Here is a 26,987-nt window from a genome sequence, read left to right on the forward strand (position 1 = left end):
TCAGGCCCGGCTGAGCTCGGCCGGGGCCGAACCGCGGCGGTGATCGGTGGGGGTGGTTCCGCGCAGCCGTTTGAAGGCGCTGCTCAGGGCGAAGGCGTTGGAGTAGCCGACGCGGCGGGCGATCGTCTCGACGGTGGTGTCGGTCTCGCGGAGCAGGTCGGCGGCCCGGCCCACCCGCCAGTCGGCCAGGTAGGTCATGGGCGGAACGCCGACCAGGGCGCGGAAATCGCGGGCCAGGGTGGCCCGGGAGACCCCGCAGCGCTCGGCCAGCAGCGCCACGGTCCAGGGGTGGGCGGGCTGGTTGTGCAGCAGCCGCAGCGCCTGGCCCACCACCGGGTCGGCCATGGCGGTGTACCAGGCGGGCGGGGTGGCGCCGGGGCGGTCGAACCAGGCGCGCAGTTTGGTGATCAGGGCCAGGTCGAGCAGGCGGTCCAGGACCAGTTGCTGCCCGGGGGCGGGGCAGTCGATCTCGGCGGCGATCATCTCGCCGAGCCGTTCGTGGCATTCGTCGGCCGGGACGACCAGGGCCGGGGGCAGGGCGCGGATCAGGCGTTGGCTGAGGTCCCCGGAGACTTCGTAGGAGCCGCTGAGCAACAGGTCCGGGGAGTCCAGGGAGTCGCCGTAGGTGCGCAGACCCAGGGTGGCCTCCTCGACCAGGGGTTCGCCGTCCGAACCCAGGCACTGGTCCCCGTTCAGGACGGTGCAGCTGGTGGGGGCGTCGGCGGGATCGGCGATGGTGTGCGGGCCGGGTCCGCGCAGGATGGCGGTGTCCCCCGCCACCAGGAGAAGGGGTTCCCCGTGCTCGGGGACGATCCAGGCCCGCCCGCGCACCATGGTGACCAGGGTCAGCGGGGCACCGTGGGCGAAGCGGATCGCCCAGGGCGGCTCCATGACGGATCTGCTGAACAGCGCCCCTCGGGCGCGGACCCCCTCCAGGAGGTCGGCGAGTGCGTCCATACCCGTAAGCGTAGACGAATGGATATGGCTCTGAGCTTCCTGGCCATGGATCGTCTCAGGCTCGGGCGGTTGAATCGGAGCCATGACAGAGAACAACGCGATTGCACGACCGGTCCTGGTGACCGGCGCGACGGGAATGACCGGCAGCCGGGTCCTGGCCGGACTGCGCGAGCTGGGGGTGCCGACCCGGGCGGCCTCGCGTTCCTCGGAGTGGCGGTTCGACTGGAGCGAGCCCAAGACCTGGGAGACGGTCCTGGAGGGCGCCGGGGCGGTCTACCTGGTCCAGGACGACACCAACCCGCGGACCCCGGAGTTCGTGGAGCGCGCGGTGGCCCACGGGGTGGAGCGGATCGTGCGGCTGTCCGCGCGCGGGGTCGACCAGCCCGGCTATTTCGAGGGGGTGGAGGGCGTCCCGTCGCATGTGGAGGGTGAGGAGGCGGTGAAGTCCAGCGGTCTGAAGTGGACCGTGCTGCGCCCGGGGTGGTTCGCGCAGAACTTCAGTGAGGGGTTCCTGACGGAGGGGGCGCGCACGGGGGTGCTGCGGCTGCCCACCGGAGAGGCCGCGGCCAGCTGGATCGACACCGAGGACATCGCGGCCGTGGCGGTGGCCGCGCTCACCGAACCCGGCCACCACGGGCGCACCTACGAATTGAGTGGCCCCCGGGCACTGACCGTGGCGGAGGCCCTGGCGCAGATCTCCGACGCCCTGGGCAGGCCGATCCGCTACGAGGCGGTTCCGGTGGACGAGTACGTGAAGGGTCTCGTGGAGCAGGGCTGGCCCGAGGAGGGGGCCCAGGAACTGGTCTCGGCGCTCTCGGCCATCCGCCGCGGCCTGGAGGCCAAGGTCTCCCCCGGCGTCCGCGAGGCCTTGGGGCGCGAGCCCAGGAACTTCTCGGAGTTCGTCGCCCGGACTTTCGATGCCGAGTGGGCGTAGTGGTGACCGGTGGAATGTGAGGAACCGAAGCCGCGTCTTTACGAAGTAGATTCGTAGTGGGGTCGGGTGCCGCGCTCTCCGCGGCACCCGACCCGGTCGCTTCCGGGCGCCTACTCGGCGACCGTGATGCCCAGGGAGCCCAGGATCAGCCCGGCCTGGGCGGGGCCGATGGTGGCGCCGCGCAGGAAACCGGCCTGTTGGAGTTCGAGTTCCCCCAGGTCAGCGCCGCGCAGGTCCGCTCCGGTGAACCTGGCGTTGACCAGGTTGGCGCCGCGCAGGCGCGACTCCGTCCAGACGGTCTCGCGCAGGTCGGCCGAGGCCAGGTCCGCCTCGTCCATGCGCAGCCCCTCCAGGGTCTGGCCGCGCAGGACCAGTCCCTTACAGCGGGCCAGCATCAGGTTGCACTGGGAGAAGGTGTAGCCGATCCCCCGCAGGGAGGTGAGCCCCGCACCGGTCATCCGGCAGCCGGTGAAGACGGTGTCGGTGAGCAGGGCGCCCTGCCAGCGGGTGTTGGCCAGGTCCGTGCACTCGAAACGGGTGTCGGTGCACTCGGCGTGCGCGAAGCTCGCCGCCGGCGCCCCTCCCCCGGTGAACACCGCGCCCTCCAGGACCGCCCGGTCCAGGCGGGCCCCGTCCAGGCGGCATTCGACCAGCCGGGCGTCCACCAGGTGGGCGTCGCGCAGGTCGGCACCGCTCAGGTCGCAGCGGGTCAGCACGCGCGGGGCGCCCGGCTCCTGGGCCAGGGCGTCACGCAGGTCGAGTTCGGACAGGTCGGCGTCGGTGATCTCGCCCTGGGCGAGGAGGTCGGTGCTCACGCCCCGGACCCTAGCGGTCGGCACCGACAAAGCGCGTCCGGTCCCGGCTCAGTCCCGCAGCTTCAGGGCCAGGAAGAGGTCGACGCGGTGTTCGAGGCTGCTCAGATCGCGGCCGGTGAGCTCCTCGACCCGGCCGATGCGGTAGCGCAGGGTGTTGACGTGCACGTGCATGGAGGCGGCACAGCGCTGCCAGGACCCCGAGTGGGCCAGGAACTGCTCCAGGGTGTCCACGAGCTCGGAGCGGTGGTCGCGGTCGTAGTCCACCAACGGCCCGAGCAGGCGCTCGCGGTAGGAGGTCTGGACCTCCTCGGGCACCGAGGCCAGCAGGAGTTCGTGCGAGTCGATCTCGGCCCCGGCGATCACCCGGGAGCGGCCGCCGCGCAGCTCGGCCAGGCGGCGGGCGTGCCGGGCCTCCACGGCGGCGCCGCGCAGTTCGGGGATCCCGCGGGCGGCCGAGCTCAGGCCCACGGCCAGGCGGTAGTCGAGCAGGCCGCCCTCCAGGACGCGGGCGCGGTGGACCAGCTCCGCGCGGATCTTCTCGGCCCTGTCGCGTGCCTGCTCCTCGGTCCCCTCGACCGGGATGACGGCCAGGGCGTCGTTGTCGCCGGTGACCACGGCGCCGGGGTGGTCGGCGACGAGTTCGGCGACCACCCGGCGCGCCAGGTCGGGCACGCGCGGTTCGGGGAGCATCATGGCACTGACCACCACGTGCGCGCGCTCGTCCGGTTCGGCGGTGTCCCCGTCGCCGGTGCCGCGCATCAGGGCGGTGACCTCGTCGAAGCGCTGGGCCGCCAGCAGGCGGGGCAGCCCTTCCAGGTGGCGGGCGGTGGTCAGGGAGCGTTCCTCGTCACGGCTGCGCGCCAGGACGCTGACGGAGACGAGTTCGGCGACGGCCTCGTGCTCCTCCTCGCTCCAGGCGTTGTGGTCGCCGCCACAGACCAGCAGCCAGTTGGAGAGCGGGTGCGACTCCTTGGTCTGGACGGGGACGATGGTCATGACCCGCCCCTCCCCGCCGGAGTGCAGACGGGTGGTGCGCGGGAAAGCCGACCAGGTCAGGGCCTTGGCGGCGAGGTTCTCCCGTTCCTCGGCGGACAGCGGGGCACCGGAGGAGGCGACGTGGCGACCGCAGGCGGAGATCACCCAGGCGGTGACTCCCGCCTGTCTGGCGGCCGAGGCGAAGGCCTCGGGGAAGTCGGCACCGGAGGCGACCTCGGCCATGAGGCGGCGCTGGCGGTCCCGGGTCTCGGCGATCGTGGTGAAGCGGCGCTGGGTCAGGGAGCGCAGCACCTCCTCGGTGACCACCCCGAAGGAGGTCTCGGGCGGGATCTCGACCAGGGGGATGTCGTGCGCCTGGCAGGCGTTGACCAGGTCCTCGGGGACCTCGCCCAGGGCGGTGCCCGCGCCGATGGCCAGGGCCCCGGCGCTGACCACGGAGGACACGAAGGCCTCGGAGTCCGCCGGGCGGGTGCGCCACATCATCCCGGTCAGGACGAGCTCTCCGCCGCGCAGGTACCGGGCGGGTTCGAGCAGGTCAGTGGTGTAGGCCCACCGGATGTCGCGATGGGCGTGCTCCGCGCCCGCCAGGAACCGCAGGTGCAGTCGCTTGACGGCGAGCAGCTCACTGATCTGCATGAACGTCCCTCTGTTGGTCGGGTGGGGCACTGCCCACCAGTCGTGGCCGGTACGGGTGTCGGTGTGTTCGTACCAGGACAGTGTGCCCTGATCAGACAGCCCGGAATGACAGTGCCGACGGTCCCGGAGTTTCTTACCAACGACACTTGTAGGAAACGCCCAACACCTGCCGTTCGTTCCATGATCACTTCATGTCTTCACTCGCTGGTTAAGGAAGCCTTTCGAGTGTTGTACTTCACAGGATCGCCCTACTAACGAGGGATCGCGCCGGATTCGACGCGACCAGACCGCACTGCCAGGACGAGGACGAGCATGGAATTCCTGAGGCCATCCACACTGGTGGAGGCCCTAGAGGCCAGGAGCGCCCACCCCGACGGGGTGCCCATCATGGGCGGCACCGACGTGATGGTGGAGCTGAACTTCGACAAGCGCCGCCCCTCGGCGCTGATCGACCTGACCCGGGTCCCCGAGCTGACCGAGTGGGGGGTGGACGGCGGCCGGACGCGACTGGGCGCCGGCGTCCCCTACACCCGGATCATCGAGCACCTGTCGGGGCGCGCCCCCGCTCTGGCCAAGGCCTCCCGGTCGGTGGCATCCCCCCAGATCCGCAACCGCGGCACGGTCGGCGGCAACCTGGGCGGGGCCTCCCCCGCCGGTGAGTCCCACCCGCCACTGCTGGCCACGGACGCCGAGATCGAGCTCGCCTCCGTCCGCGGCACCCGCAGGGTGAAGGCACGCGACTTCTACCTGTCCCTGCGCACCACAGCGCTGCGCGAGGACGAGCTGATCACCGCGGTCCTGCTGCCCGAGGCCACCGGCCCGCAGCAGTTCGCCAAGATCGGTACCCGCAACGCCATGGTCATCGCGGTGACCTCGTTCAGCCTGGCGCTGGACACCGACAAGCGGGCGGTGGGCACCGGGATCGGTTCGGCCGGTCCGACCCCGCTGCGCTCGGAGGCCGCCGAGGAGTTCCTGGCGAACGAGTTCGACTGGGAGGACGGCCGCCCGCTCGCCGAATCCGTGGTCCGCCGCTTCGGCGACCTCGTGGCCGCGGCCGCCCGTCCCATCGACGACCAGCGCGGCACCGCCGAGTACCGCAAGCACGCTCTGTCGGTCATGGCTCGCCGTGCGCTGAGCTGGTCCGTCACCGACTACCGGAAGGGGTCCACGCGATGCGCGTGAACATGAACGTCAACGGCGAGGACGTCAGCGCCGACAACGTGTGGCCGGGCGAGAGCCTGCTGTACGTACTGCGTGAGCGACTGGGCCTCCCGGGCAGCAAGAACGCCTGCGAGCAGGGCGAATGTGGTTCGTGCACGGTCTACTTCGACGGTGTGACCGCGTGTTCGTGCATGATCGCCGCCGGGCAGGCCGAGGGCCGCGAGATCCGCACCGTGGAGGGCCTGGCAGAGGGCACCGGCAAGGGCAGCGACCGCGCTCTGGGCGTGGTCCAGGAGGCGTTCGTCGAGGCGGGCGCGGTCCAGTGCGGGTTCTGCACGCCGGGCCTGCTGGTGCAGACCGACGACCTGCTGGAGCGCACGGTGGGCTGCGGCAAGGCCGCCCCCGGTGACGCCGAGATCCGCGAGGCCCTGGCCGGCAACCTGTGCCGCTGCACGGGGTACGAGAAGATCATCGACGCCGTCCACCTGGCCGCCGAACGGCGCGCCGAGGCAGCCGGGAGCAACTCATGAGCCGGACCGTGATCATCGAGGGCGCCCACGTGGTGACCGTGGACGGCGCCGAGTACGCCGACGGTCACGTGGTCTCCCACAACGGTGTGATCACCGCGGTGGGCGCGGGTCCCGCCCCCGAGGTCCAGGGTGAGGCCGAGCGGATCGACGGCCGCGGCTGCGTGGCCACGCCGGGTCTGGTCAACACCCACAACCACCTCTACCAGTGGGCCACCCAGGGGCTCTTCGCCGACGGCACGCTCTTCGAGTGGCTGGTCGGCTCCTACGAGATCTGGCACCGCCTGGACGCCGACGTGGTGTCCGGGACGACCTCGGCCGGGCTGTCCCACCTGGCGCTGTCCGGGTGCACCACCGCCTCGGACCACCACTACATCTACCCGGCCGGGCGCGGTGACATCGTCGCCGCCGAGGTCGAGGCCGCCCGCGAGGTCGGCATCCGCCTGGACCTGGCGCGCGGTTCGATGGACCGCGGGCACAGCCAGGGCGGTCTGCCGCCGGACAGCGTGGTGGAGACCCTGGAGGGCGCGCTGGCCGGAACGGCCGCGGCGATCGACGCCCACCACGACGCCTCCGCCTCCTCGATGACCCGCGTCGCGGTGGCTCCCTGCTCGCCGTTCTCGGTCTCCCGGGACCTGATGACGCAGGGCGCGGCGCTCGCCCGGGACAAGGGCGTGAACCTGCACACCCACCTCGCCGAGACCCTCGACGAGGAGGAGAAGTGCCTGGCCGAGTTCGGCTGCACCCCGGTGGAGTACGCCGAGAAGCTCGGCTGGCTGGGCGATGACGTGTGGTTCGCGCACGCCGTGCACCTGTCGGACTCCGCGATCGGCCGGATCGCGGCGACCGGTACCGGCATCGCGCACTGCCCGACCTCCAACGCCCGCCTGGGCGCCGGTATCTGCCGGGTGCCCGAGCTTTTGGCGGCCGGTGTGAACGTCGGCCTGGGTGTGGACGGCCCCGCCTCCAGCGAGCTGTCCACCATGGCCGGTGAGATGCACCAGGCCCTGCTGATGGCCCGTGCCCGCAAGGGCCCGCAGGCGCTGACCGCCCGGCAGTCCCTGGAACTGGCCACCCTGGGCGGGGCCCGGGTCCTGGGCCGCGAGGCGGAGCTGGGCTCGCTGACGGTCGGCAAGCAGGCCGACGTGGCCCTGTGGCGCGTGGACGGCTTCGGCTTCGACGTGATCGCCGACCCGGTGGTGGCGCTGACCTTCGGTCCCGTCCCGCCCCTGGAGCGGCTCCTGGTCGGCGGGAACACCGTCGTCGACCGCGGTGAGCTGCGCACCCTGTCCGCCGAGACCGCCGCCGCGCGGGGCCGTGCGGCGCACCGATCCCTCATGCAGGAGGCGAACCACTGATGACGGCGACCACCAAGACCGTGACCACGGACCTGTCCAGCACCACCAAGGACGGACTGGGCGCGAGCCCGCGCCGCCCCGACGGCACGCTGAAGGTCACCGGCGAGTTCGCCTACTCCTCGGACCTGTGGATGGAGGGGATGCTGTGGGGCGCGACCCTGCGCAGCCCCCACCCGCACGCGAACATCCTGGGCATCGACATCACCGAGGCGCTCAAGGTGCCCGGGGTGGAGGCGGTGCTCACCCACGAGGACGTACCCGGCAACAAGCGCTACGGCCTGGAGTACCAGGACCAGCCGGTGCTCGCCTACGGCAAGGTGCGGTACAAGGGCGAGGCGGTGGCGATCGTGGCCGCCGACCACCCCGAGACCGCGCGCCGGGCGATGGAGCGCATCAAGGTCGACTACGAGGTGCTGGAGCCGGTGAGCGACCCGGTGCGGGCCGCCCACGACCCCGAGTACCCGCTCGTGCACGAGGAGGGCTCCCTCAAGATCCACGAGGAGTACCGCCAGGCCGGTAACCGGGTGCGCCACCAGCCGATCCGCACCGGTGACTTCGTCGGGGTGGCCGAGTCCGGCGAGGGCCAGCGTCAGGTGCTGGAGCGCCTGCGCGCCCAGGCCGACGCGATCGTGGCCGAGGAGTACGAGGTCGGCATGCAGGACCAGGCCTTCCTCGGCCCGGAGTCCGGCATGGCGGTGCCCGCCGAGGACGGCGGCGTGGACCTGTACGTGGCCACCCAGTGGCTGCACGTGGACCAGAAGCAGATCGCCCCGGCCCTGGACCTGCCCCAGGACAAGGTGCGGCTGACCCTGGCGGGCGTGGGCGGCGCGTTCGGTGCCCGTGAGGACCTGTCCATGCAGATCCACGCGGCGCTGCTGGCGCTGCGCACCGGCAAGCCGGTCAAGTTCGTGTACAACCGCGAGGAGTCCTTCTACGGCCACGTGCACCGGCACCCGGCCAAGATGAGGTTCGAGCACGGCGCCAGGGCGGACGGCACGCTGCTGTACGTCAAGATGGAGATCATCGTCGACGGCGGCGCCTACGCCTCGGCGACGCCCGCCGTGGTGGGTGTGGCCTCCTCGCTGGGGGTGGGCCCCTACGAGGTGCCGAACGTGCTGGTGGACGCCTACGGCGTGTACACCACCAACCCGCCGTGCGGCGCGATGCGCGGTTTCGGCGCGGTGCAGGCCTGCTTCGGCTACGAGTCGCAGATGGACAAGCTCGCGGAGAAGCTGGGCATGCACCCGGTGGCGCTGCGGGTCAAGAACGCCATGGCGCAGGGCTCCCGGATCATCACGGGCCAGGAGATCGACATGCCGCTGCCGATGGCGGAGATGTTGGAGCGCGCCCGCGACCTTCCTATGCCGGTGGAGCGCACCGGTCTGGAGGACCCCTCCGACCAGCGCACTCTGCCGGGCGGCGTGGCCGGGACCACCCGCGGCGAGGGTGTGGTGCGCGGTGTGGGTTACGGCGTGGGCCTGAAGAACCTGTGCTTCTCGGAGGGCTTCGACGACTACTCCACGGCCCGGGTGCGGATGGAGATCGTGGCCGGTGAGCCGGTGGTGCTGGTGCACACGGCCGCCGCCGAGGTCGGCCAGGGCCTGGTGACCGTCAAGGGGCAGATCGCGCGGACCGAGTTGGGTGTGGAGAAGGTGGCCATCGCCCCCGCCGACACCCAGGTGGGTTCGGCCGGTTCGTCCTCGGCCTCACGGCAGTCGTACATGACCGGCGGCGCGGTGAAGATGGCCTGCGAGGCGGTGCGCGAGTCGGTGTTCGCACTGGCCCGCGAGCGCGGCGTGATCCCGGAGGGCATCGCCGACGCCGAGCTGTCGCTGACCGGCGGCAAGATCGAGTCCGAGACCGCCGGGGCCCTGGTGTCCCTGGCCGACCTGCTGGGCGAGTCCGCCAGTGGCGGCACGGTCGTGGAGGAGACCCGCGAGCACCACCACCGGCCCACCGAGATGCTCGACCCCACGCTGGGCCAGGGCTCCTCGCACACCCAGTTCGGCATGTGCGTGCACCGTGCCGTGGTGGACGTGGACGTGGATCTGGGCCTGGTGAAGGTGGTGGCCCTGGACGCCGTCCAGGACGTGGGCAAGGTGCTCCACCCCCAGCAGCTGGCCGGTCAGATCCAGGGCGCTTCCGCCCAGGGCCTGGGGCTGGCGCTGATGGAGGAGATCCAGGTCAAGGACAGTGTGATCCGCAACCCGTCCTTCACCGACTACCTGATCCCGACCATCCTGGACATGCCGCCGATGCGCATCGACGTGCTGGAGCACCCGGACCCGCACGCCCCGTACGGGCTGCGCGGCGCGGGCGAGCCGCCGACGCTGTCCTCGACCCCGGCGGTCGTGGCCGCGGTGCGCGACGCCACCAAGCGTCCGCTGACGCACGCGCCGGTGCGCCCGGAGGACATCGTGGGCATCGACCTGTGATCTCGGGTTGATGATTCCGGCTTGGTGATTCCAGGTTGATCCAGGGCTCCTTGGCCGTGGAGCGGCCGGTTCCACGTAGTAAGTGCCCCCTGAACCGGTGGGGCGGCGGCAGCACCCGTCGCCGTCCCCGCCCCAGACACCCGCCCCGGACATCCGACGCCCTCGGCCCCGGGGCGGGCCGTCAGGACAGTGCCGTCCTGGCACCACCCAAGTTTGACTACAAAGAGTAGCAAACCCCCCACACACGGCGATATTCGCTGTGCTCATATCCCTCCAGGAGGGGACGTGACCAAACTCAACGACACCGGTTCGCGGCCGCGGCCGCAGGCCGGTACGGATCGATCCTGGCTCGACCGCTTCTTCTTCATCAGCGAGCGGAACTCCACCTTCGGGCGGGAGATCCGCGGCGGCCTGACCACCTTCATGGCGATGGCCTACATCATCGTCCTGAACCCGATCATCCTCAGCGGCGTGGCCGACGTGAACGGCGACCACCTCTCCGCTGGCCAACTGACCACGATGACCGCTCTGGCCGCCGGGCTGGTCACCATCATGATGGGCGTGGTCGGCCGTGCCCCGATCGCCTGCGCCGCGGCACTGGGCGTGATGGCGGTGGTCGCCTACCAGGCGGCCCCGGTGATGTCCTGGCCCGAGGTGATGGGCCTGGTCATCTGGCAGGGCATCGCCATCATCCTGATGGTGGTCACCGGGGTGCGCACCGCGGTGATGAACGCGCTTCCGCACAACCTCAAGCTGGCCATCGGCGTCGGCATCGGCATGTTCGTGTCACTGATCGGCCTGGCCAACGCCGGGTTCGTCAGTGCCAGTGAGGGAGGCAGCCTGCTACAGCTCGGCGCCGAAGGCGGCGGCGGGCACCTCAACGGCTGGCCGATCCTGGTGTTCGTGGCCGGGCTGATCCTGGCCAGCGTGCTGCTGGCCCGCAACGTGCCCGGCGCGATCTTCTACGGGATCATCGGCGCGACCGTGCTCGCCGTGACCCTGCACTTCGTGTTCCGGCTGGACGCCGGGGCCTGGGGTGGCGGCGTCCCCGAACTGCCCTCCAGCCCGGTGGCCACACCCGACTTCGGCCTGCTGTTCCAGGTGGACCTGTTCGGCGCCTGGACGAGCGCCGGACCCACAACGGCCGGGGTCATCCTGTTCACGCTGGTGCTGGCCGGGTTCTTCGACGCGCTGGGCACCATCCTGGCGATCGGCACCAAGGCCAACATCGCCGACGAGAACGGGCAGATGCCCCGGGTCAACCAGATCCTGGTCACCGACGGCGCCGGTGCGGTGACCGGTGGTCTGACCAGCTCCTCGGCGACGCTGGTGTTCGTGGAGTCCACCGCGGGGGTGAGCGAGGGGGCGCGGACCGGACTGGCCAGCGTGGTGACCGGCCTGCTGTTCCTGAGCGCGATCTTCTTCGCCCCGGTCTTCGGCATGGTGCCCGCCGAGGCGGCGTCCGTGGCGATGGTGCTGGTGGGCGCCATGATGATGATGCACGTGGGTCAGATCGCCTGGACGGACGTCTCGGTGGCCATCCCCGCGTTCCTGACCATCGCGATCATGCCGTTCGCCTACGACATCGCCAGCGGCATCGGGATCGGGATCATCGCGCACACCCTCATCAAGTCGGCGCAGGGCCGCTTCCGCGAGGTCGGCTGGCTGATGTGGATCCTGAGCGCGGTGTTCGCCTTCCACTTCGCGATGCACGCCTTCGGGTTGTAGAGCAAGGGTCGTCACAGGCACCGGGTTTGCGGTTCCTTCACTCGCAGGTGACTGCCAGGGGAGGCCGATTGCACACATTTGTACTTCGGTCTCCCCTTCTGTCGGGAAAAAAGGAGGAGAATCTTACCTGGGAGCAAGGCCCGTTCTTGCCCCCCGCGGCGTCATAGTCCATGACGGAGCACGCAACCGGCGACTCCCTTCCGATGGGGCGCGACCATGACCACTCCTCTGACCAGTACCGACCCGGAACAGATCGGCCCGTTCACCCTGGCCGCTCGGATCGACAGCGGAGGGCAGGGGGTCGTCTACCTCGGGCACGGGGAGGACGGGTCCCCCGCCGCGGTCAAAGTACTCGCCGGACTCTGGGACGACGACCAGCGCCAGCGCGAGCGCTTCGCCCGGGAGCTGTCGGCGGCACGCAAAGTCGCCCCCTTCTGCACCGCTGCGGTCCTGGCCGCGGACATGGACGCCGACATTCCCTACATCGCCAGCGAGTACGTTCCCGGCCCCACCCTGCGCACCGCGGTCACGGATGAGGGGCCTCGGACCGGAGCCGCGCTGGACCGACTGGCGATCGCCACCATCACCGCGCTGGCCGCCGTCCACGAGGCCGGGGTCGTCCACCGCGACCTCAAACCCGGCAACGTCATCCTGGGACCGGACGGACCACGGGTCATCGACTTCGGCATCGCGCGCTTCACCGACGCCACCCACCAGACCACTGCGGTGACCGGAACCCCCGCCTACATGTCACCGGAACAGATCCGCGGCGACGCGGCCGCGGCCTCCGGCGACATGTTCTCCTGGGCCGCCGTGATGGCCTACGCGGCCTCGGGGCACCACGCCTTCCCCGGCGATACCACCATGGCCGTGATCGACAAGGTGCTCTCGGAGCCACCGGACCTGACCGACGTGCCCGAGCGGCTGCTGCCCGTACTGGAGCACTGCCTGGCCAAGGACCCGGCGGAGCGGCCCACCGCGGTGGAGGTCCTGGACCGCCTGATCGGACGTGTCCCCACGGCCTCGAAGACGGAGCCGACCACCGTGCTGGAGCAGGCGTCCGCGACCGTGGTCCAGGGTACCGCCCGCATCCGCGTCCTGCCGGTCGCGGGCTATGTGCCCTCGCAGAGGGGCGGCGCGTGGGGATCGACCGACCCGGCGCCTTCGGAGGTGTCTGTGAACACGCCCGTGGCCGGTATCCCCGCCCAGGCTCTCCCGCCCCTACCGCCAGCCAACACGGTCCCCGCCCAAAGCCGGGAACCGGGCGGGGGCGCCATCCACTCGGGCGCTTTCGGAGGCACGGGCGAAGAACAGACCGGTGCTCCGTGGCAGACCGGCGACTACCCACCCACGGACAACCCCGCTTCGTTCGCTCGGAATCCGCTCCCGGGCAGGGGCGGCGTCGCTCCAGACGCGCGAGGCCCGTTCCCGGGTGAGGGCATCGGAGCAGCCGGGTTCAGGGAGAACACCGGCGCTCCGTGGCAGACCGGCGACTACCCGCCCACGGACAGCACCGCGCCGGACGTTCGGGGCACGCTTCCGGGAGAGGGCACCGCCGGGGTCGGGGAGCAGACCGGCGACTACCCGCCCGTGGGCGGCGCCGTCCCGGAGGTGCCACCGCAACCCTCCCCGAACCCGGGCGGGCGGAGCCGTGCTCGGCGGCGTTCGAAGGCGGGGCTGCTCACCGTGGGTGCCGTGGCGTTCCTGGGGCTGCTCGGCGCGCTGCTGATCTGGGCCACCGGGCAGGGAGCACCGAACCAGGTGGAGCCCGCCCGTTCCGTACCCGCCAGCGAACCCGCGGAGCCGGTCACCGGACCGGAACAAGGGCAGGAGCCCGAGGTCCGGGAGGAGGAGCCGGCCGGAGGCGACGGAGGCGGAACCGAGGACCCCGTGGGAGAGGAGGGCGTTCCGACGGAATGGACTACCCCCGAAACGGAGTGGACGCCTCCCGAGGTGGACTGCCACACCGATCCGCACGCGCCCGGCTGCCCTCCGGTCGAGCCTGACGTGTGCGACTACGACCCGCAGGCCTGCGAGCCCGAGGGGGCCGGTGGCGGCGACGGCGGTCACGGTGGCGAGGGCGGTAACGGCGGCGGTGGCGGCGGTGGCGGCGGCGGTGCTGGTAACGGCGCCGGCACGGACGAGAGCGGTGGCGACGCAGGCGCGGACCCGCATCCAGAGGGCGGCGCGGAGACCGAGTGACCTCTCCTGCCCGCCGCGCGGCCGGCGGGCCCCGCGGGTTCAGGCGGAGCTGTCGTTCGTCGCGGACCGCAGGCAGTCGACCAGGGCCTCGCGCAGGTTGACGTCGCGCGGGTCATCCCAGATCCGCAGACCCATCCGGTTGGGCACGTACCCGTACCCCGTCCCGGTGGCCGGGTCGGCGAACCCGAAGGAGCCACCTGCGCCGGGTGTGCCGTAGGCGCGGCCGTCACTGCCGAACCGCCATCCGGGGAAGGGCTTCCACAGGCCCAGCGAGTAGCGGGTGCGCACCTTGAGGTTGACGTCGCGCTCACCGCCGGAGGGCTCGGTGGGCTGCTCCTCCAGGGCGCGCAGGCTGTCCTGGCCCACCCCGAGCACCGGTGAACCCTGGGCGAACTCGCCGTAGAGCACGGCCAGGGAGCGGGCGGTGGCGAACCCGTTGCCGTGCGGCAGTTCCACGGACCGATAGTCCGGCCCGGCCAGCTGGTTGGCGGACTTCAGCGGTGGGTTGGCGAAGGTGCGGGCGGCGGTGGTCCAGGGCAGGGAGCGGGCCAGTACGTGTCCCAGGGGCACGGCGGTGGGGTCGGCGGCCAGGTCGCGCCAGGTGCCCCCGGCCATCGGGGCCAGCCGGTCGGGGTCGATGTCCTCGGGCAGCCCCACGTACAGGTCCAGGCCCAGCGGCCCGGCCAGTTCTTCGGCGAGGTAGGTACCGACGGTGCGCCCGTCCACCCGCCGGAGCAGTTCGCCCGCGTACAGGCCGATGGTGACGCTGTGGTAGCCGTGCCGGGTGCCCGGGGCCCAGACCGGCGACTGGGCGGCCAAGGCCTCGGCGAGGCGGTCGTGGTCGGCCAGCAGGGCGGGGCTGAGTTCGACGTCCAGGTAGGGCAGGCCCGCGCGGTGGGAGAGGAGTTCGCGGACGGTGACGTGTTCCTTGCCGTGCTGGGCGAACTCGGGCCAGTAGTCGGCGACCGGGCGTTCGTAGCAGAACAGCCCGCGGGAGTGGGCGTGCGCCAGGACCATCGAGGTCACGCCCTTGGTGGCGGAGAAGACGATGGCCAGGGTGTCCGACTCCCAGGGGGCGCCGGTGCTCTGGTCGCGTACCCCCGCCCACAGGTCCGCCACCAGACGGCCGCGATGGTGGACGGCCACGGCGGCGCCCAGCTCACCGTGTTCGGTGAAGTTGCGTTGGAAGGCCTCGCGGACGGGCGCGAAGGCCGGTTCTGTCCAGCCGTGAACGCGGGGCTGTAAGGCGACGTGCATGGGGTCCTCAGGGTCCTTGGGGGGATGAGGCGGTAGCGTCGACGGGGCCCAGCGTAACCCAAGGCGGGTAAAACCGGACGGGCTCCAAGCGCGTCCCCAGGGTCGGGCCCACCCCCGGGCCCTGCCGGAGAACAGCAGAAAGAGGCCCCGTGTCCCCCACTTCCCCGCCCGTCGAGGTCGGCGGCTACCGCCTGCTCAAAGAGATCGGCCGGGGCGGTTTCGGCTCGGTCCATCTCGGTGAGGACGCCCGGGGCAAGCGGGTGGCGGTCAAGCTGCTGCACGTCAGTCCCGGTACCGATCCGCGGTTCTTCGAACTTTTCGCCCGCGAGGTCGAGGCGGCCCGGCGGGTCAGCCCGTTCTGTGTCGCCCAGGTTCTGGACGCCGACCCCAAGGCGGCGCAGCCGTGGATCGTCAGCGAATTCGTCGACGGGCCCACACTCTCCCAGGACGTGCGGGAGAACGGCCCCAGAACGGGGACGGACCTGGACCGGTTGGCGGTGTCCACGGCCACGGCGCTCTCGGCGATCCACGCGGCCGGTGTGGTGCACCGCGACCTCAAACCGGGCAACATCATGCTGGCCGCCGACGGACCGCGAGTGATCGACTTCGGCATCGCGCGACCCTTCGAGGAGGCCACCTCCCTGACCGCCAGCGCGGTGATCGGCACGTTGCAATACATGGCCCCGGAGCAACTGGAAGACGGAGCACGGCTGACCCCGGCCCTGGACGTGTACGCCTGGGGCGCGGTGATGGTCTACGCCGCCACCGGGCGGCCGGTCTTCGACTCCGGAAGCCAGCGGGCGCTGGTCAAGAGCGTCCTGGTGGACACCCCGGACTGTTCGGCCCTGCCGGACCGGCTGCGCGGAATCGTGGAGCGGTGTCTGAGCAAGGAGCCCGAGGAGCGACCCAGTGCACGGGAGCTCATCGACCTGCTCACCGGCGCGGCCGAAGCTCCGGCCGTGACACCGGCGGTCTCGCCGGCTCCGGTTGCGAACCCGGTACCGGCTCCGGTACCGGCCCGGACGGCGGGTGGTCCGCCGCTGTGGTTCGACGGTTCCGGTTTCTCCGGCCCGGACGAGCTTGCCGAGGCGATGCGTGAGCGCTGGGGGGCCGCGGTGGCGTTCCTGGCCCAGCCCCGGCAGTGCCGGGTGCTGGGTTCGTGGCTGATCGACCTGCACGGTCGGGAACAGGCCGGGTCCCTGGTGGCCGCCGAGGCCCGGGCCGACCCCGAGCTGGCTCTGGTGCGGCTGCTGGCGCGGCTGCGCCCGGACCTGCCCCCGCTGCTCCGCGGCCGGGACATGACCCTGACCGCGTTGACCGGCCGGGTCCGAGCGGCGCAGGGCCTCTTCCTCGAGAAGGGGGTGACCGTCGAGGTGGTCGAAGCGCTGTCCGGGCACCACTGCTCCGAACCCGGTCACGACTGTCACGGGTTCCCCTGCCAGGGGTACCGCGAGTTCGCCACTGACCTGGGTACCGCAGCCAGGAGCGCCGAGCGCACGGCCCAGAGGTACAACCCCTGGCTGAGCGGGCTGGACTGGATCGGATCAGGCCCGGTGTATCCGACCTCAGCGGGGTTCATGGGCCAGCTGTTGACCGCGCTGCTCGCCCCCCAGCTGTGGCGCGGGCGCATGCGTGGCTCCAGTCACGTGGTGGGGCGGTGGGCCGAGCTGGCCCCCGCGACGAAGGTGTCGGGAGACCCGGCCGAGGCCGCCGGGGTGGAGGCGGTCCATCTTCAGGTGTCCCTGGCCCTGACCGAACTGAGCGAACGAGAGGCTCTGACCCGTCCTCGGCTGGAGGAGCTGCGCCGCTTCGGGCGGGCTGGAACCCGGGAGGCCATGTCCGTGGTGGTCGCCCTGGTGGTGGGACTGACTCTGTCGTCCCTGCTGAACCTGAGCGAAGCGAACGCGTCCGACGAACTGTTGTGGGGGCTGGTGCTGGCGCCCCTGGTCCTGCAACAGGTGGTCTCCTGGTCGCTGCGCGGCTGGCGCAGACGCAGGCCGCCGGAGTGGGTGGTGGTCGAGGCGGACGGTGTGCAGGCCACGGTGCTGCGGCTCACCGACCAGTTGGAGCATGCCCAGGCTCAGCTGGACTTGTCGTACCAGAGCGCGTTCGGCAGGTGACACCGATACCGGGAACGGGTGCCGGACCCCGGAAATCCTTTGACACCGGGCTTCGCGGCGACTTAAGTTGTCAATGACAACTTCCACCTCCACCCAGGAAGCCGCCCATGGACACGCGCGTCAACGGCGCACCCTCCCCCGCACCCGACGCCCCAGGCCTCAGCGCCGCCGACCACCTGCGCGACCGGCTCGGGCTGACCGGCACCAAGATCGCCTGCGGCTCCGGTGTGTGCGGGGCCTGCACGATCCTGGTGGACGGAGCGCCCACCGCCTCCTGCCTGCTGCCCGCCGACCATCTGGCCGGTCGCTCCGTGACCACCGTCGAGGGGCTGGACGGCGCACATCCCGTGCAGCGTGCCCTGGCCGCCCATGACGGCCTCCAGTGCGGCTACTGCACGCCCGGCTTCGCCGTGGAGGCCTCGGTGTTCGTGGACGCCTGGCGCGCCGAACACGGGGACACCCGCCCCGGGCGCGGCGAGATCGCCGACGCCCTGGCCGGTCACCTGTGCCGCTGCGGCGCCTACGAGGGGATCTTCGCGGCCGTGGCCGCCGCCTGCGCCGGTGAGTTCGACACCGAACCCGAGCAGGCCCCGCCGCGCGCGGACGCCCCCGCCAAGGTGACTGGTGGCGCACGGTTCAGCGCTGACTTCGCCCCGCCCGGCACCTGGGAGGGCGTGATCGTGCGCTCCACCGTGCCGCACGCCCGCGTACTCAAGGTGAGCGTCGGCCCCGACCCCGGCGGGGCCGCTCCGCCGCTGGTGGACCTGCTCGGTGAGGACCGTGTGGTGCGCTACGTGGGCCAGCCGATCGCCGCGGTGGCCGCGCCCACTCGGGCGGCGGCCAGGGAGCTCGCCGGAGTGGTGCGGGTGGACCTCGAACCCCTGCCCGCGGTGACCGACCCCGAGGCGGCCCGCGCCCCGGGCGCCCCCGTGCTCTACCCCACCAAGGAGGAGCGCGCCGCCGCGCCCACCTACGGTGAGGCGCCCACTCCCGCGGCGCCCTGGAACGGAAACGTGCGCGGACCCGGGGTGCTCAGCTGGCGCGGGCCCACCGCCGTGGCCCGGCTGCGGGCGGCCTCCCGCCGACGGGACCCTCTGCTGGTGGCCGAGGAGTACACCACCGCCACCCAGGTGCACAGCCCGCTGGAGCCGCACGTGAGCGTGGCTCGGTGGGAGCGGGGCGACCTGCACCTGTACGTGTCCACCCAGTCGGTCAGCAAGATCGCTGCCAAGGCGGCCAAGCGCTGGGACCTGCCCCGGGAGCGGGTCCACCTGGTGACCGAGTACGTCGGCGGCGGGTTCGGGGCCAAGAACTCGCTGTCCGCGGACGTCGTGGCCGCCGTGGAGCTGTCCCGGCTGACCGGCACCCCGGTGCGGGTGAGCCTGGAGCGGGCCGAGGAGCTGACCGACGCCGGGCACCGGCCCGGGACCCGCACCCGGGTGGCGCTACTGGCCGGTCGGGACGGTTCCCTGCGGGCGCTGTCCGTGGACTCCCACGGCGACGGCGGGGTGTCGGTGGGTTCCAACGCCGCCGTGTTGGCCGCGCTGATGTACGGCCGCTCGCCGCGCCGGGTGCGCGACTTCGACGTGGTGACCAACCGGCCGCCGGGTGAGCCCATGCGCGGGCCCGGCGGGCCGCCGATGGCCTGGGCCCTGGAGCAGGCCGTGGACACCGTGGCCGAGCGGCTCGGCGAGGACCCGCTGACCCTGCGCCGCCGCTGGGACGGCAACCCCAAGCGGCAGGCCCTGTACGAGCGGGTCGCCGACCTCGCGCTGTGGCGGGACCGTCCGCGCGGCGAGCGCACCGGCCGGTTCCGGCGCGGGGTGGGGCTGGCCGCCGCGGGCTGGCCCTACCTGCTGGCGCCCGACGCCCGGGTTGAGCTGGTGGTGGAGGGCGGCGCCCTGGTGGTGCGCTCGGCCACCCAGGACATCGGCACCGGTATCCGAACCCTGCTCGGCGAGGTGGTCGCCGACCGGTTCGGGGTGAACGCCGCGGACCTGCGGGTGGAGATCGGGCAGAGCTCCTCGGTGCACGGGACCGGTTCCTTCGGCAGCCGCACCACCACCTCCATGGGCCCGGCCGCCGCCGACGCCGCCGACCGGCTGCGCGAGGCCCTGCGCGAGCTCTGCCCCGACGTGCCCGCCGCGGGTCCCGTCCCCGAGCACGTGTTCAAGGAGGCGCTGGCCGCCGCCGAGGGCGTGAGCGTGGTCGGTGAGCGCCGTTCGGACCGCTGGGGTCAGCTGACCCCGAACATGGACGACCTGGCCGTCGGGCGCGGTATGAGCGGCGCTGTCCACGTGATGGAGGTGGAGGTGGACACCCTGCTCGGCCGGGTGCGGCCCACCCGCTGCTGGGCGGGGATCGCCGCCGGGCGCGTCTACAACGAGCGGTTGGCCCGCAACCAGTGCGAGGGTGCGGTGGTGCAGGGCGTGGGCTACGCGCTCTTCGAGGAACGGCGCGACGACCTCGCCACCGGGGTGGTGCTCTCGGACAACCTGGAGGACTACCGCATCCCGGGGATGGGCGACGTGCCCGAGACCGAGGTGTACTTCCACGAGGAGGGGTTCGAGCACGTCGTGGGCGGCGGGGTCGGCCTGGGAGAGGTGTCGGTGGTGGGTGTGGCGGCGGCCCTGGGCAACGCCGTGTACGACGCCACCGGCCGGCGCCCGCACGACCTTCCACTGCGCCCGGACCGACTGATCAGCTCCAACCGACCGAAGGGGGGCCAGCGTTGACCGCGGCGCCACAGCCCATGTTGACCGTCGCTCGTCCCACGAGCGCCGCCGAGGCAGCCCGGGAACTGTCCGGGGGCGGTGCGCGCCCCCGCGCCGGGGGCACGGACCTGGCCGCCTGTCTGGAGGTCGGCGCGCTCGCGCCCGGCCCGCTGGTGGATCTGCTGCACGTGCCCGAACTGCGTGGAGTGCGATGGACCTCAGACGGCGCGGCGCGCATCGGCGCGATGACCACCGTCGCCGAGCTGGCCTCCGACCCCGGCCTGGTCGGGGCCTACCCGGGGCTGTCCGTCGCGGCGCGGGCGCTGGCCACCCCGCAGATCCGGGGTACGGCCACGGTGGGCGGCAACCTGTTGCAGCGCAACCGCTGTTCCTACCTTCGCAATCCTGCCTTCGACTGCTTCCAGACCGGGGGTGACTCGTGCCCTTCCCGCGCCGGTGACCACCTGCACGGTGTGGTCGTGGACCAGGGGCCGTGCGTGGCCCCGCACCCGTCGTCGCTGGCGGTTGCGCTGCTGGCCTACGACGCGACCGTGCGGGTCCGGCACGGCTCCGGGCAGGGTTCGGATACGGAGACCGCAAGAGGGGTGGCGGAGCTGTACGAGGGTGCTGACCCCACCCGTGACCACGTGCTCGGCGCCCGGGATCTGCTGGTCTCGGTCGGCATGCCCGCCCCCGTGGCCGGGGAACGGGCGGCCCACCTGCGCGTGGCGGGGCGTTCGCGCGCGGAGTGGCCGCTGGTAGAGGCGGTGGCCCGGCTGGAGTGCGCCGACGGCGGCACCGGCCCGGTCGTCCGGGCCTGGGTGGCGGTGGGCGGGGTGGCCCGTACCCCGCTGCGGCTGACCGGGGTGGAGCGGGCCCTGGTGGGTTCGGTTCCGGGCCGGGATCCGGGTACGGCGGTGGCGGAGGCATTGGACGCTCTCGCTGAAATCTGCTCCCCGTTGCCCGCCACCGGGTACAAGGTCCCCTTGCTCCAGGCGACCGTACGGGGTGTAATCGAACGGTCCCTGGAGGTTCCGAACCGGTGACACGGGCTCGGAGCGAGCGATCCGGGGTGGGGCCGGGTGGGCCGCCGTGGCGTGGCGGCCGACCCGGCCGACCCGGACGGGCCCAAAGACGGACACGGCCTGGGGAGGGCCCTTGACACACCCGCGCTCAGCTCCTGAGGGAACCCGCTTCCCGGGACCGGACCACGCACAGGACGCGTGTCACCGCCCCGTGGCCTGAGCCCGTCGGGAACCAGCACACCCAAGACCGTTCGGTGTGCGCGGCCGAGCATGTGCAACCCACGCTCAGCCTTGAGCAACGGTTCTCGGGACAGCGGATGGGTGGCTGAGCGAGCGAACGGTTGAGCGGGGTGTCCCTTGGAACGTCCCTAACCCAGGCAGATGTGTGTCCGCTGCTTCCGAAACCCTCCCGACACCCACCATGGTGGACCAGTAGATCTTGCTACCAGAAGCCCGGAGCCACTGGAACCCAAGGCGCCGAACTTGCTCCTGGTAGCAAGATCACGGAGGACGAAGGGGCCGGAATCCGCCCCGAGCTCACGCTGCCCACCGGGATTCTGGGGCGGGCAGCCTGGACTCGGGTTCCGCAGGGCGTGCCCCTGCCCGGGTCACTCCTGCGCGAGCACCGCGACAGGGACTCCGTTCAGGACGGCGTTGCCGGAGAGCGGGTCCACCAAGGAAGGGTCGGTCACGGCGTTGACGTTCACGCCCGGGTTCTGGGCGGCGACCGACATCCGGGTCCCACGCACCCCGTGTCCCCAGCCGTGAGGGAGACTCACCACCCCCGGCGGGACGGTGTCGGTGCACTCCACCTGGGCCTGCACCGCACCCGCACCGCTGCGTACCGTCGCCGTTCCGCCGTCCGTCAGACCCAGGCGGGTCGCGTCCTCGGGGTGCACGTGCAGGGTGCAGGTGTTGCTGCCGCCCGTCAGCCGAGGCACGTTGTGTCCCCAACTGTTGTTGGAGCGCAGGTGTCGTCGGCCCACCAGTACCAAGGACTCGCGGCGTTCCTCCAGTCCCTCGCGCAGTCGAGCCACATCAGCGGCGATCGGCGGCGGGCAGGCTTCGATACGGCCGGAGGCGGTGGCAAGGATCTCGGGTACACGCGGGCGCAGTGCTCCGAGGTCGATGCCGTGGGGCGCGTCCAGGAGGGAACGGAGACTGAGGCCCTCCGGGCGGGCACCGAAGGCGTCACCGTAGGCGCCCAGGCGCACGAGCAGGTCGACGCGGCGCTCGGCCCAGCCGCCCGGGTACAGGCAGGCGGCCAACGCGGCCGGGTCACGCCCGTGCACGGGTGAGTCCGGGTCGGCTACCGCACGGGCCAGCAGCCGCGCGATCTCGGCTTCGTCCACGGCTTCGGGGTCGGCATCGGGCCCATGACCCGCTGCGATCTGCACGAGTCGACGCAGGATCTCGCCCTCGGCGACCTCTCCCTGGCCCAGTGGCAGGGCCGGGGGCGAGTAGCGGACGTTGTTGCGCACCGCGAGTTCGTTGAAGGCCAGGTCGAAGTGGCTGGAACGGCTGGGTGGCGCGGGCGGCAGGATGACGTGCGCGTGGCGGGTGGTCTCGTTGAGGTAGGGGTCCACGCTCACCATGAACTCCAGATCCGGCAGCGCCTCAGCAAGACGTTCACCGCCCGGGGTGGACAGCACGGGGTTGCCGGCGACGGTGACCAGGGCCCGGACCTGGCCTGGGCCGGGGGTCGTGATCTCGTCGACCAGGGTCACGGCGGGGAACTCGCCCTTCGCCTCCGGCAGTCCCCGGACACGGCTGTGCCAGCGGCCGATCTCGAAGGGCCGTGCGCGGCCGGGACCGGGACCGCGGTGCGCCGGTTGGGGGAACATCGCTCCTCCGGGCCGGTCCAGGTTGCCGGTGAGCAGGTTGAGTACGTCCACCAGCCAACTGGTCAGCGTACCGAACTGAGCGGTCGTCGTACCCAGACGGCCGTAGACGGCGGCGCTGGGCGCGGCTGCCAGGTCACGGGCCAGAGCACGAATGTGCTCGGCTCCGATCCCGCAGACCGGGGCGACCGCTTCGGGAGTGAACTCCTCGGCCAGCGCGCGGAGCTCGTCCAGGCCGTCGGTGTGCTCGGCGAGAACTCCGGGGGCGGCGAGATTCTCGGTCAGCAGGGTGTGCGCCATGGCGAAGAGCAGGTAGGCGTCACTACCGGGCCGGATGGGAACGTGTTCGTCAGCGATATCGGCGGTACGGGTGCGTCGGGGGTCGACCACCACCAGGTGTCCTCCCCTGGCGCGCAGGGCCTTGAGCCGGCCCGGGAAGTTGGGGGCGGTGCACAGGCTGCCGTTGGACTCCAACGGATTGGCGCCGAGCATGAGGAGGTGGTCGGTGCGGTCCAGATCGGGCACGGGGATGGCGAACGGATCGCCGAACATCAGCCCGCAGGAGACGTGCTTGGGCATCTGGTCGACGGTGCTGGCGCTGTAGACGTTGGTACTCCCGATGGTGCGTGCCAGCAGACCCGAGTAGAGCTGACCGGCCAGGGTGTGCACGTTCGGGTTGCCCAGGTAGCTGGCCACGGCCTGGCGTCCGTGCCGTTCGATCGCGCCGGTGAGACCGGCGTCGACGGCAGCGAAGGCCTCGGGCCAGTCGACCTCGCGCCAGTGCTCTCCGTCCCGGATCATGGGCCGTCGCAGCCGGTCGGGATCGTTGTCCAGGCTGGGGAGAGTGGCACCCTTGGGACACACGAAACCGGCGCTGAACACGTCCTGGCGGTCGCCGCGCGCCCCGACGAGCCGCCCCGCGTCGATGGTCAGGGTCAGGCCGCAGGTGGCCTCGCACAGCGGACAGATCCGCAGGGCCGTTTCCATGGGGGACTCCCTTTCACATACCGAACAGTCGGTTTGCAGTGAACCCTACTCGTCGCGCACCTCTTCGTGCACGTCGGGCTCGGTCGGCGGCGACGATCAGATCGTTCGTGTACGTGAGGCTCTTACCCGGCGCAAGGACTCGCGCCTGCACATGGCCGCCCGTTCCGGGCAATCGGGTAGGCGGGTCGGGTCACCCGACCCGCCTCCCACACCACCAGGCATGCGGGCCCGCACCTGGCGGTTCGTCAAGCCGTCTCAGACGACGACCGGCCCGGCCATCAAGGCCCGGACCCATGGATCCAGCTCTTGGGAACTGCGCCGTGGCCGCCTACGCACCAGCATGAAGCAGCTCTGAGGGAATGCACCCTCTCCGCCCCACGGTGGACCGGCTCTCAGACCGGCTTACAGCGATCATTACGACCCAACCGAGCAAGCCCCCTCCTTCTGCTCCACTCGACGTTCAGCCCTTCCTGACCTGCCGGTCAGTACTATGGCCTCTGCTGACTTCTGCCTGGTCAGACCCACCCTTGCGAGCGGACCCGTCGGCGCAGCGACAACTCAGCAAACCGACACCCAGACAGACCTCCCCGGATAAGAACAGCCACTTTCCCCCTACGCCTGCCGTGTTTACACCCCGACCGTCTTGACGGTGACGGGCTTCGCCATCCGTGGCTGGCTCACCCCGGTCGGACTGCCTCATACACGGTTCGTGTTCCTCAGTGCAGGGTTTCGCCTCGGGCTTCCTTCCGACCCCACCTCGCGATGACGCCGTTGCCTCCGGCTCGCGGTTGGCACCATCTCCTCCCGCAAGGGACTTTCACCCTCAAGCAACTGCCCATGCCGGGCGTACCACGACGAGGGCCCGCCGGATCGCTCCGACGGGCCCCGTTCAGTTTTTCCCGGCGCGTCAGCCGCGCAGGTAGGCCTGGTGGGCGAGCTCGCGGCACACGACCGCGAAGTCCAGCCCCGCGGCCGCGGCGGCCATCGGGAACGTGGAGGTCTCGGTCAGGCCGGGGGCGACGTTGGTCTCCAGGAAGATGGCCTCGCCGTCGGCGTCGACGATGATGTCGGTCCGGGAGAAGTCGCGCAGCCCCAGGGTGCGGTGGGCGGTCAGGGCCACCTCGGTGGCGGCCGCGACCACGGACTCGTCCAGGCGGGCCGGGCAGAAGAACTCGGTGCGACCGGCCGTGTAGCGGGCCGCGTAGTCGTAGACCCCGCCGTCCGGGACGATCTCCACCGGCGGCAGGGCCACGGGGCCGTCGCCGGTGTCCAGGACGCCGATGGCCAGCTCGGTGCCCTGCACCTGCTCCTCCACGAGCGCGGAGTCGCTGTAGGCGAAGCAGGAGACCAGGGCGGCGGAAAGGTCGCTGACCGAGGTCACCGGGGTGGCGCCGAAGGCCGAGCCGCCGCGGTCGGGCTTGACGAACAGCGGCAGGCCGAGCCGGTCCGCGAGGCGATCCAGCAGTGCAGGGGCGCCCAGGTCGTGGAAGGCCGACTTGGGCAGGGCGGCGCCGCGCGGCACGCGCACGCCCTTCTCGGCGAGCAGGGCCTTGGCGGCGGGCTTGGTGTAGGCCAGACGGCAGGAGTCGGGGCGGGCGCCCACGTAGGGCACCCCGACCAGTTCCAGGACCTCGCGGATCGCGCCGTCCTCACCGGCGGACCCGTGCAGGACGGGGAAGACCACCTGGGGCGGGTCGGCGGCGAGGCGGTCCAACAGACCGGAGTCGACATCCGTGACCTGCACCTCGACGCCGAGTCGGCGCAAGGCCTCGGCGACGCTGCGGCCGGAGTGGACGCTCACCTCGTGTTCGGGGGACAGGCCTCCGGCGAGAACGAGAACCCGGTCAAGGTCAGCCACGGCGCGAACCTCCTTCTGTGCTGCTGTCATGGTGCGTTTGCCCTTACGAGGGAATGTCAGGGCAGGTCAGGGGTGGGTGCCTGGCTGCCTTGGGTGGGCGGGGCGATGGTACTACCGAACGTGTCGCGCAGATCGATCTCACCCTCGATCGCGCTCACGAGGCGGCGTACGCCCTCGCGGATCTGTTCGGGGGTGGGGTAGCAGAAGCTCAGGCGCATGCTGTCCCGGCCGCGGCCGTCGGCGTAGAAGCCGGTGCCGGGCACGTAGGCCACGCGCTCGTTGACGGCGCGCGGCAGCATGGCCTTGGCGTCGATGCCCTCGGGCAGGGTGGCCCAGACGAAGAACCCGCCCTCGGGTTTGGTCCAGGTGCACCCGTCGGGCATCATCGCCGCCAGGGATCCGAGCATCGCGTCGCGGCGCTCGCTGTACATGGAGTTGAACGCCTTGATCTGTTCCTTCCAGGGGAAGGTGTTCAGATAGCGACGGACCACGAGCTGGTTGAACGTGGAGTGGCTGAGCATCGCCGACTCCGCGGCCAGGACCAGCTTGGCGCGCACGGCCGAGGGCGCCAGGGCCCAGCCGATACGCAGCCCCGGGGAGAGGGTCTTGGAGAGCGAGCCGAGGTAGATGACGTTGCCGTTGCCCTGGGAGTACAGGGTGGGCTCGGCCTCGCCGTCGTAGCGGAGCAGCCCGTAGGGGTTGTCCTCGATCACGAGCACGTCGTGGCGCTCGCAGGCCTCCATGACCTGGGCGCGGCGCTCGGCGGTCATGGTGATGCCCGCGGGGTTCTGGAAGTTGGGGATCGTGTAGAAGAACTTGGCCGGCTTCCCGTCCAGTTCGGCGCGGACCAGCGCCTCCTCCAGCTCCTCGGGGATGACGCCCTGCTCGTCCAGGCCCACGTGGCGGATGTCGGCCTGGAAGGCGGCGAAGGTGTTGATCGCGGTGACGTAGGTGGGCGCTTCGGTGAGGACGACGTCGCCGGGGTCGACGAAGACCCGGGTGAGCAGGTCCAGGGCCTGCTGGGAGCCGACGGTGACGATGACGTCGTCGGGGCTGGCGTGGACGCCCTCGAGCGTCATGTAGTCGCAGATCTGTTCGCGCAGGACGGGGTCGCCCTGGGCCGAACCGTACTGGAGGGCGGTGGCGCCCTCCTCGGAGACGACGTCCTTGACCAGGTCGCCGAGCTGTTCCAGGGGCAGGGCGGCGACGTTGGGCATACCGCCCGCCAGGGAGACGATCTCCGGCCGGGACGCGACCGCGAAGAGTGCTCTGACCTCCGATGCGACCATGCCCTTTGCTCGGAGTGCGTAACGGCCGACGTGCGGGTCGATACGCGAACCCTGTTGGCTGGGCTGCTGCTCTCGGTGGTCAGCGGACACGATCCACCTCCGAAGGAAGGACGGTCTGTGGGGCCGTCGGTGCGGGATGATCCAGGA

At 71.6% G+C, this 26,987-nt stretch carries 17 protein-coding genes; 10 read left to right on the forward strand and 7 right to left on the reverse strand.

What is annotated here, in order from left to right:
• Entirely contained in the window at nucleotides 1-957 is a 957-nt protein-coding gene (locus tag NE857_RS17595; protein ID WP_254416752.1) for an AraC family transcriptional regulator, read from the reverse strand.
• 82 nt (nucleotides 958-1,039) lie between these two features.
• On the opposite strand from NE857_RS17595, the gene NE857_RS17600 reads away from it, so the two are divergent.
• Nucleotides 1,040-1,891: an SDR family oxidoreductase gene (locus NE857_RS17600; RefSeq protein ID WP_254416753.1), complete on the forward strand. Its 852-nt coding sequence runs from the start codon at nucleotides 1,040-1,042 to the stop codon at nucleotides 1,889-1,891.
• Nucleotides 1,892-2,001: 110 nt separating this feature from the next.
• Here NE857_RS17600 and NE857_RS17605 read toward each other — a convergent pair whose 3' ends face one another.
• Complete coding sequence (locus NE857_RS17605) at nucleotides 2,002-2,706, reverse strand: pentapeptide repeat-containing protein (protein WP_254416754.1); 705 nt, start codon at nucleotides 2,704-2,706, stop codon at nucleotides 2,002-2,004.
• Between the two features lie 48 nt (nucleotides 2,707-2,754).
• Entirely contained in the window at nucleotides 2,755-4,338 is a 1,584-nt protein-coding gene (locus NE857_RS17610; RefSeq protein ID WP_254416755.1) for a PucR family transcriptional regulator, read from the reverse strand.
• Between the two features lie 312 nt (nucleotides 4,339-4,650).
• On the opposite strand from NE857_RS17610, the gene NE857_RS17615 reads away from it, so the two are divergent.
• The 6 genes from NE857_RS17615 to NE857_RS17640 all read left to right on the forward strand — a co-directional run bounded on the left by NE857_RS17615 (nucleotide 4,651) and on the right by NE857_RS17640 (nucleotide 13,749).
• Nucleotides 4,651-5,520 (forward strand): FAD binding domain-containing protein, encoded by an 870-nt coding sequence (locus tag NE857_RS17615; protein ID WP_254416756.1) that lies wholly within the window; start codon nucleotides 4,651-4,653, stop codon nucleotides 5,518-5,520.
• Nucleotides 5,511-6,029 (forward strand): (2Fe-2S)-binding protein, encoded by a 519-nt coding sequence (locus tag NE857_RS17620; RefSeq protein WP_017580081.1) that lies wholly within the window; start codon nucleotides 5,511-5,513, stop codon nucleotides 6,027-6,029. Before NE857_RS17615 ends, NE857_RS17620 begins: the two co-directional genes overlap by 10 nt.
• Nucleotides 6,026-7,384 carry an 8-oxoguanine deaminase gene (locus NE857_RS17625; RefSeq protein ID WP_254416757.1) on the forward strand — a complete coding sequence of 453 codons (1,359 nt, stop codon included), beginning with the start codon at nucleotides 6,026-6,028 and terminating at the stop codon, nucleotides 7,382-7,384. The genes NE857_RS17620 and NE857_RS17625 overlap by 4 nt, the downstream gene beginning before the upstream one ends.
• Nucleotides 7,384-9,819, forward strand: a complete 2,436-nt coding sequence (locus tag NE857_RS17630; RefSeq protein WP_254416758.1) for a xanthine dehydrogenase family protein molybdopterin-binding subunit — start codon at nucleotides 7,384-7,386, stop codon at nucleotides 9,817-9,819. Before NE857_RS17625 ends, NE857_RS17630 begins: the two co-directional genes overlap by 1 nt.
• A 285-nt stretch (nucleotides 9,820-10,104) precedes the next feature.
• Nucleotides 10,105-11,547, forward strand: a complete 1,443-nt coding sequence (locus tag NE857_RS17635; protein WP_254416759.1) for an NCS2 family permease — start codon at nucleotides 10,105-10,107, stop codon at nucleotides 11,545-11,547.
• A gap of 216 nt (nucleotides 11,548-11,763) precedes the next feature.
• Nucleotides 11,764-13,749, forward strand: coding sequence for a serine/threonine-protein kinase (locus NE857_RS17640; protein WP_254416760.1), 1,986 nt, complete (start codon nucleotides 11,764-11,766; stop codon nucleotides 13,747-13,749).
• Between the two features lie 39 nt (nucleotides 13,750-13,788).
• On the opposite strand, the gene NE857_RS17645 is transcribed toward NE857_RS17640, so the two are convergent.
• Nucleotides 13,789-15,006 carry a serine hydrolase domain-containing protein gene (locus tag NE857_RS17645; protein WP_254416761.1) on the reverse strand — a complete coding sequence of 406 codons (1,218 nt, stop codon included), beginning with the start codon at nucleotides 15,004-15,006 and terminating at the stop codon, nucleotides 13,789-13,791.
• A gap of 149 nt (nucleotides 15,007-15,155) precedes the next feature.
• Between NE857_RS17645 and NE857_RS34300 the strand changes: the two genes are divergently transcribed.
• From NE857_RS34300 to NE857_RS17660, 3 genes are all read left to right on the forward strand, one after another.
• A complete protein-coding gene (locus NE857_RS34300) occupies nucleotides 15,156-17,126 on the forward strand; it encodes a serine/threonine-protein kinase (RefSeq protein ID WP_301184228.1) in 1,971 nt (656 codons plus the stop codon).
• A 107-nt stretch (nucleotides 17,127-17,233) separates the two neighbouring features.
• The gene (locus NE857_RS17655) at nucleotides 17,234-19,861 is read left to right on the forward strand and encodes a molybdopterin-dependent oxidoreductase (RefSeq protein WP_254416762.1); all 2,628 of its coding nucleotides are present in this window, start codon (nucleotides 17,234-17,236) and stop codon (nucleotides 19,859-19,861) included.
• Nucleotides 19,862-19,878: 17 nt separating this feature from the next.
• Nucleotides 19,879-20,886, forward strand: coding sequence for an FAD binding domain-containing protein (locus tag NE857_RS17660; protein ID WP_254416763.1), 1,008 nt, complete (start codon nucleotides 19,879-19,881; stop codon nucleotides 20,884-20,886).
• Nucleotides 20,887-21,473: 587 nt separating this feature from the next.
• Here NE857_RS17660 and NE857_RS17665 read toward each other — a convergent pair.
• From NE857_RS17665 to NE857_RS17675, 3 genes are all read right to left on the reverse strand, one after another.
• A complete protein-coding gene (locus NE857_RS17665) occupies nucleotides 21,474-23,693 on the reverse strand; it encodes a molybdopterin-dependent oxidoreductase (RefSeq protein WP_254416764.1) in 2,220 nt (739 codons plus the stop codon).
• A 907-nt stretch (nucleotides 23,694-24,600) separates the two neighbouring features.
• Entirely contained in the window at nucleotides 24,601-25,551 is a 951-nt protein-coding gene (locus tag NE857_RS17670; RefSeq protein WP_254416765.1) for a D-alanine--D-alanine ligase family protein, read from the reverse strand.
• 56 nt (nucleotides 25,552-25,607) lie between these two features.
• On the reverse strand, nucleotides 25,608-26,840 hold the full coding sequence (locus NE857_RS17675) for an aminotransferase-like domain-containing protein (RefSeq protein ID WP_301184360.1): 1,233 nt from the start codon (nucleotides 26,838-26,840) through the stop codon (nucleotides 25,608-25,610).
• Nucleotides 26,841-26,987: the final 147 nt, after the last annotated feature.

The sequence above is a fragment of the Nocardiopsis exhalans genome (assembly GCF_024134545.1).
In the GTDB taxonomy this organism is placed as follows: domain Bacteria; phylum Actinomycetota; class Actinomycetes; order Streptosporangiales; family Streptosporangiaceae; genus Nocardiopsis; species Nocardiopsis exhalans.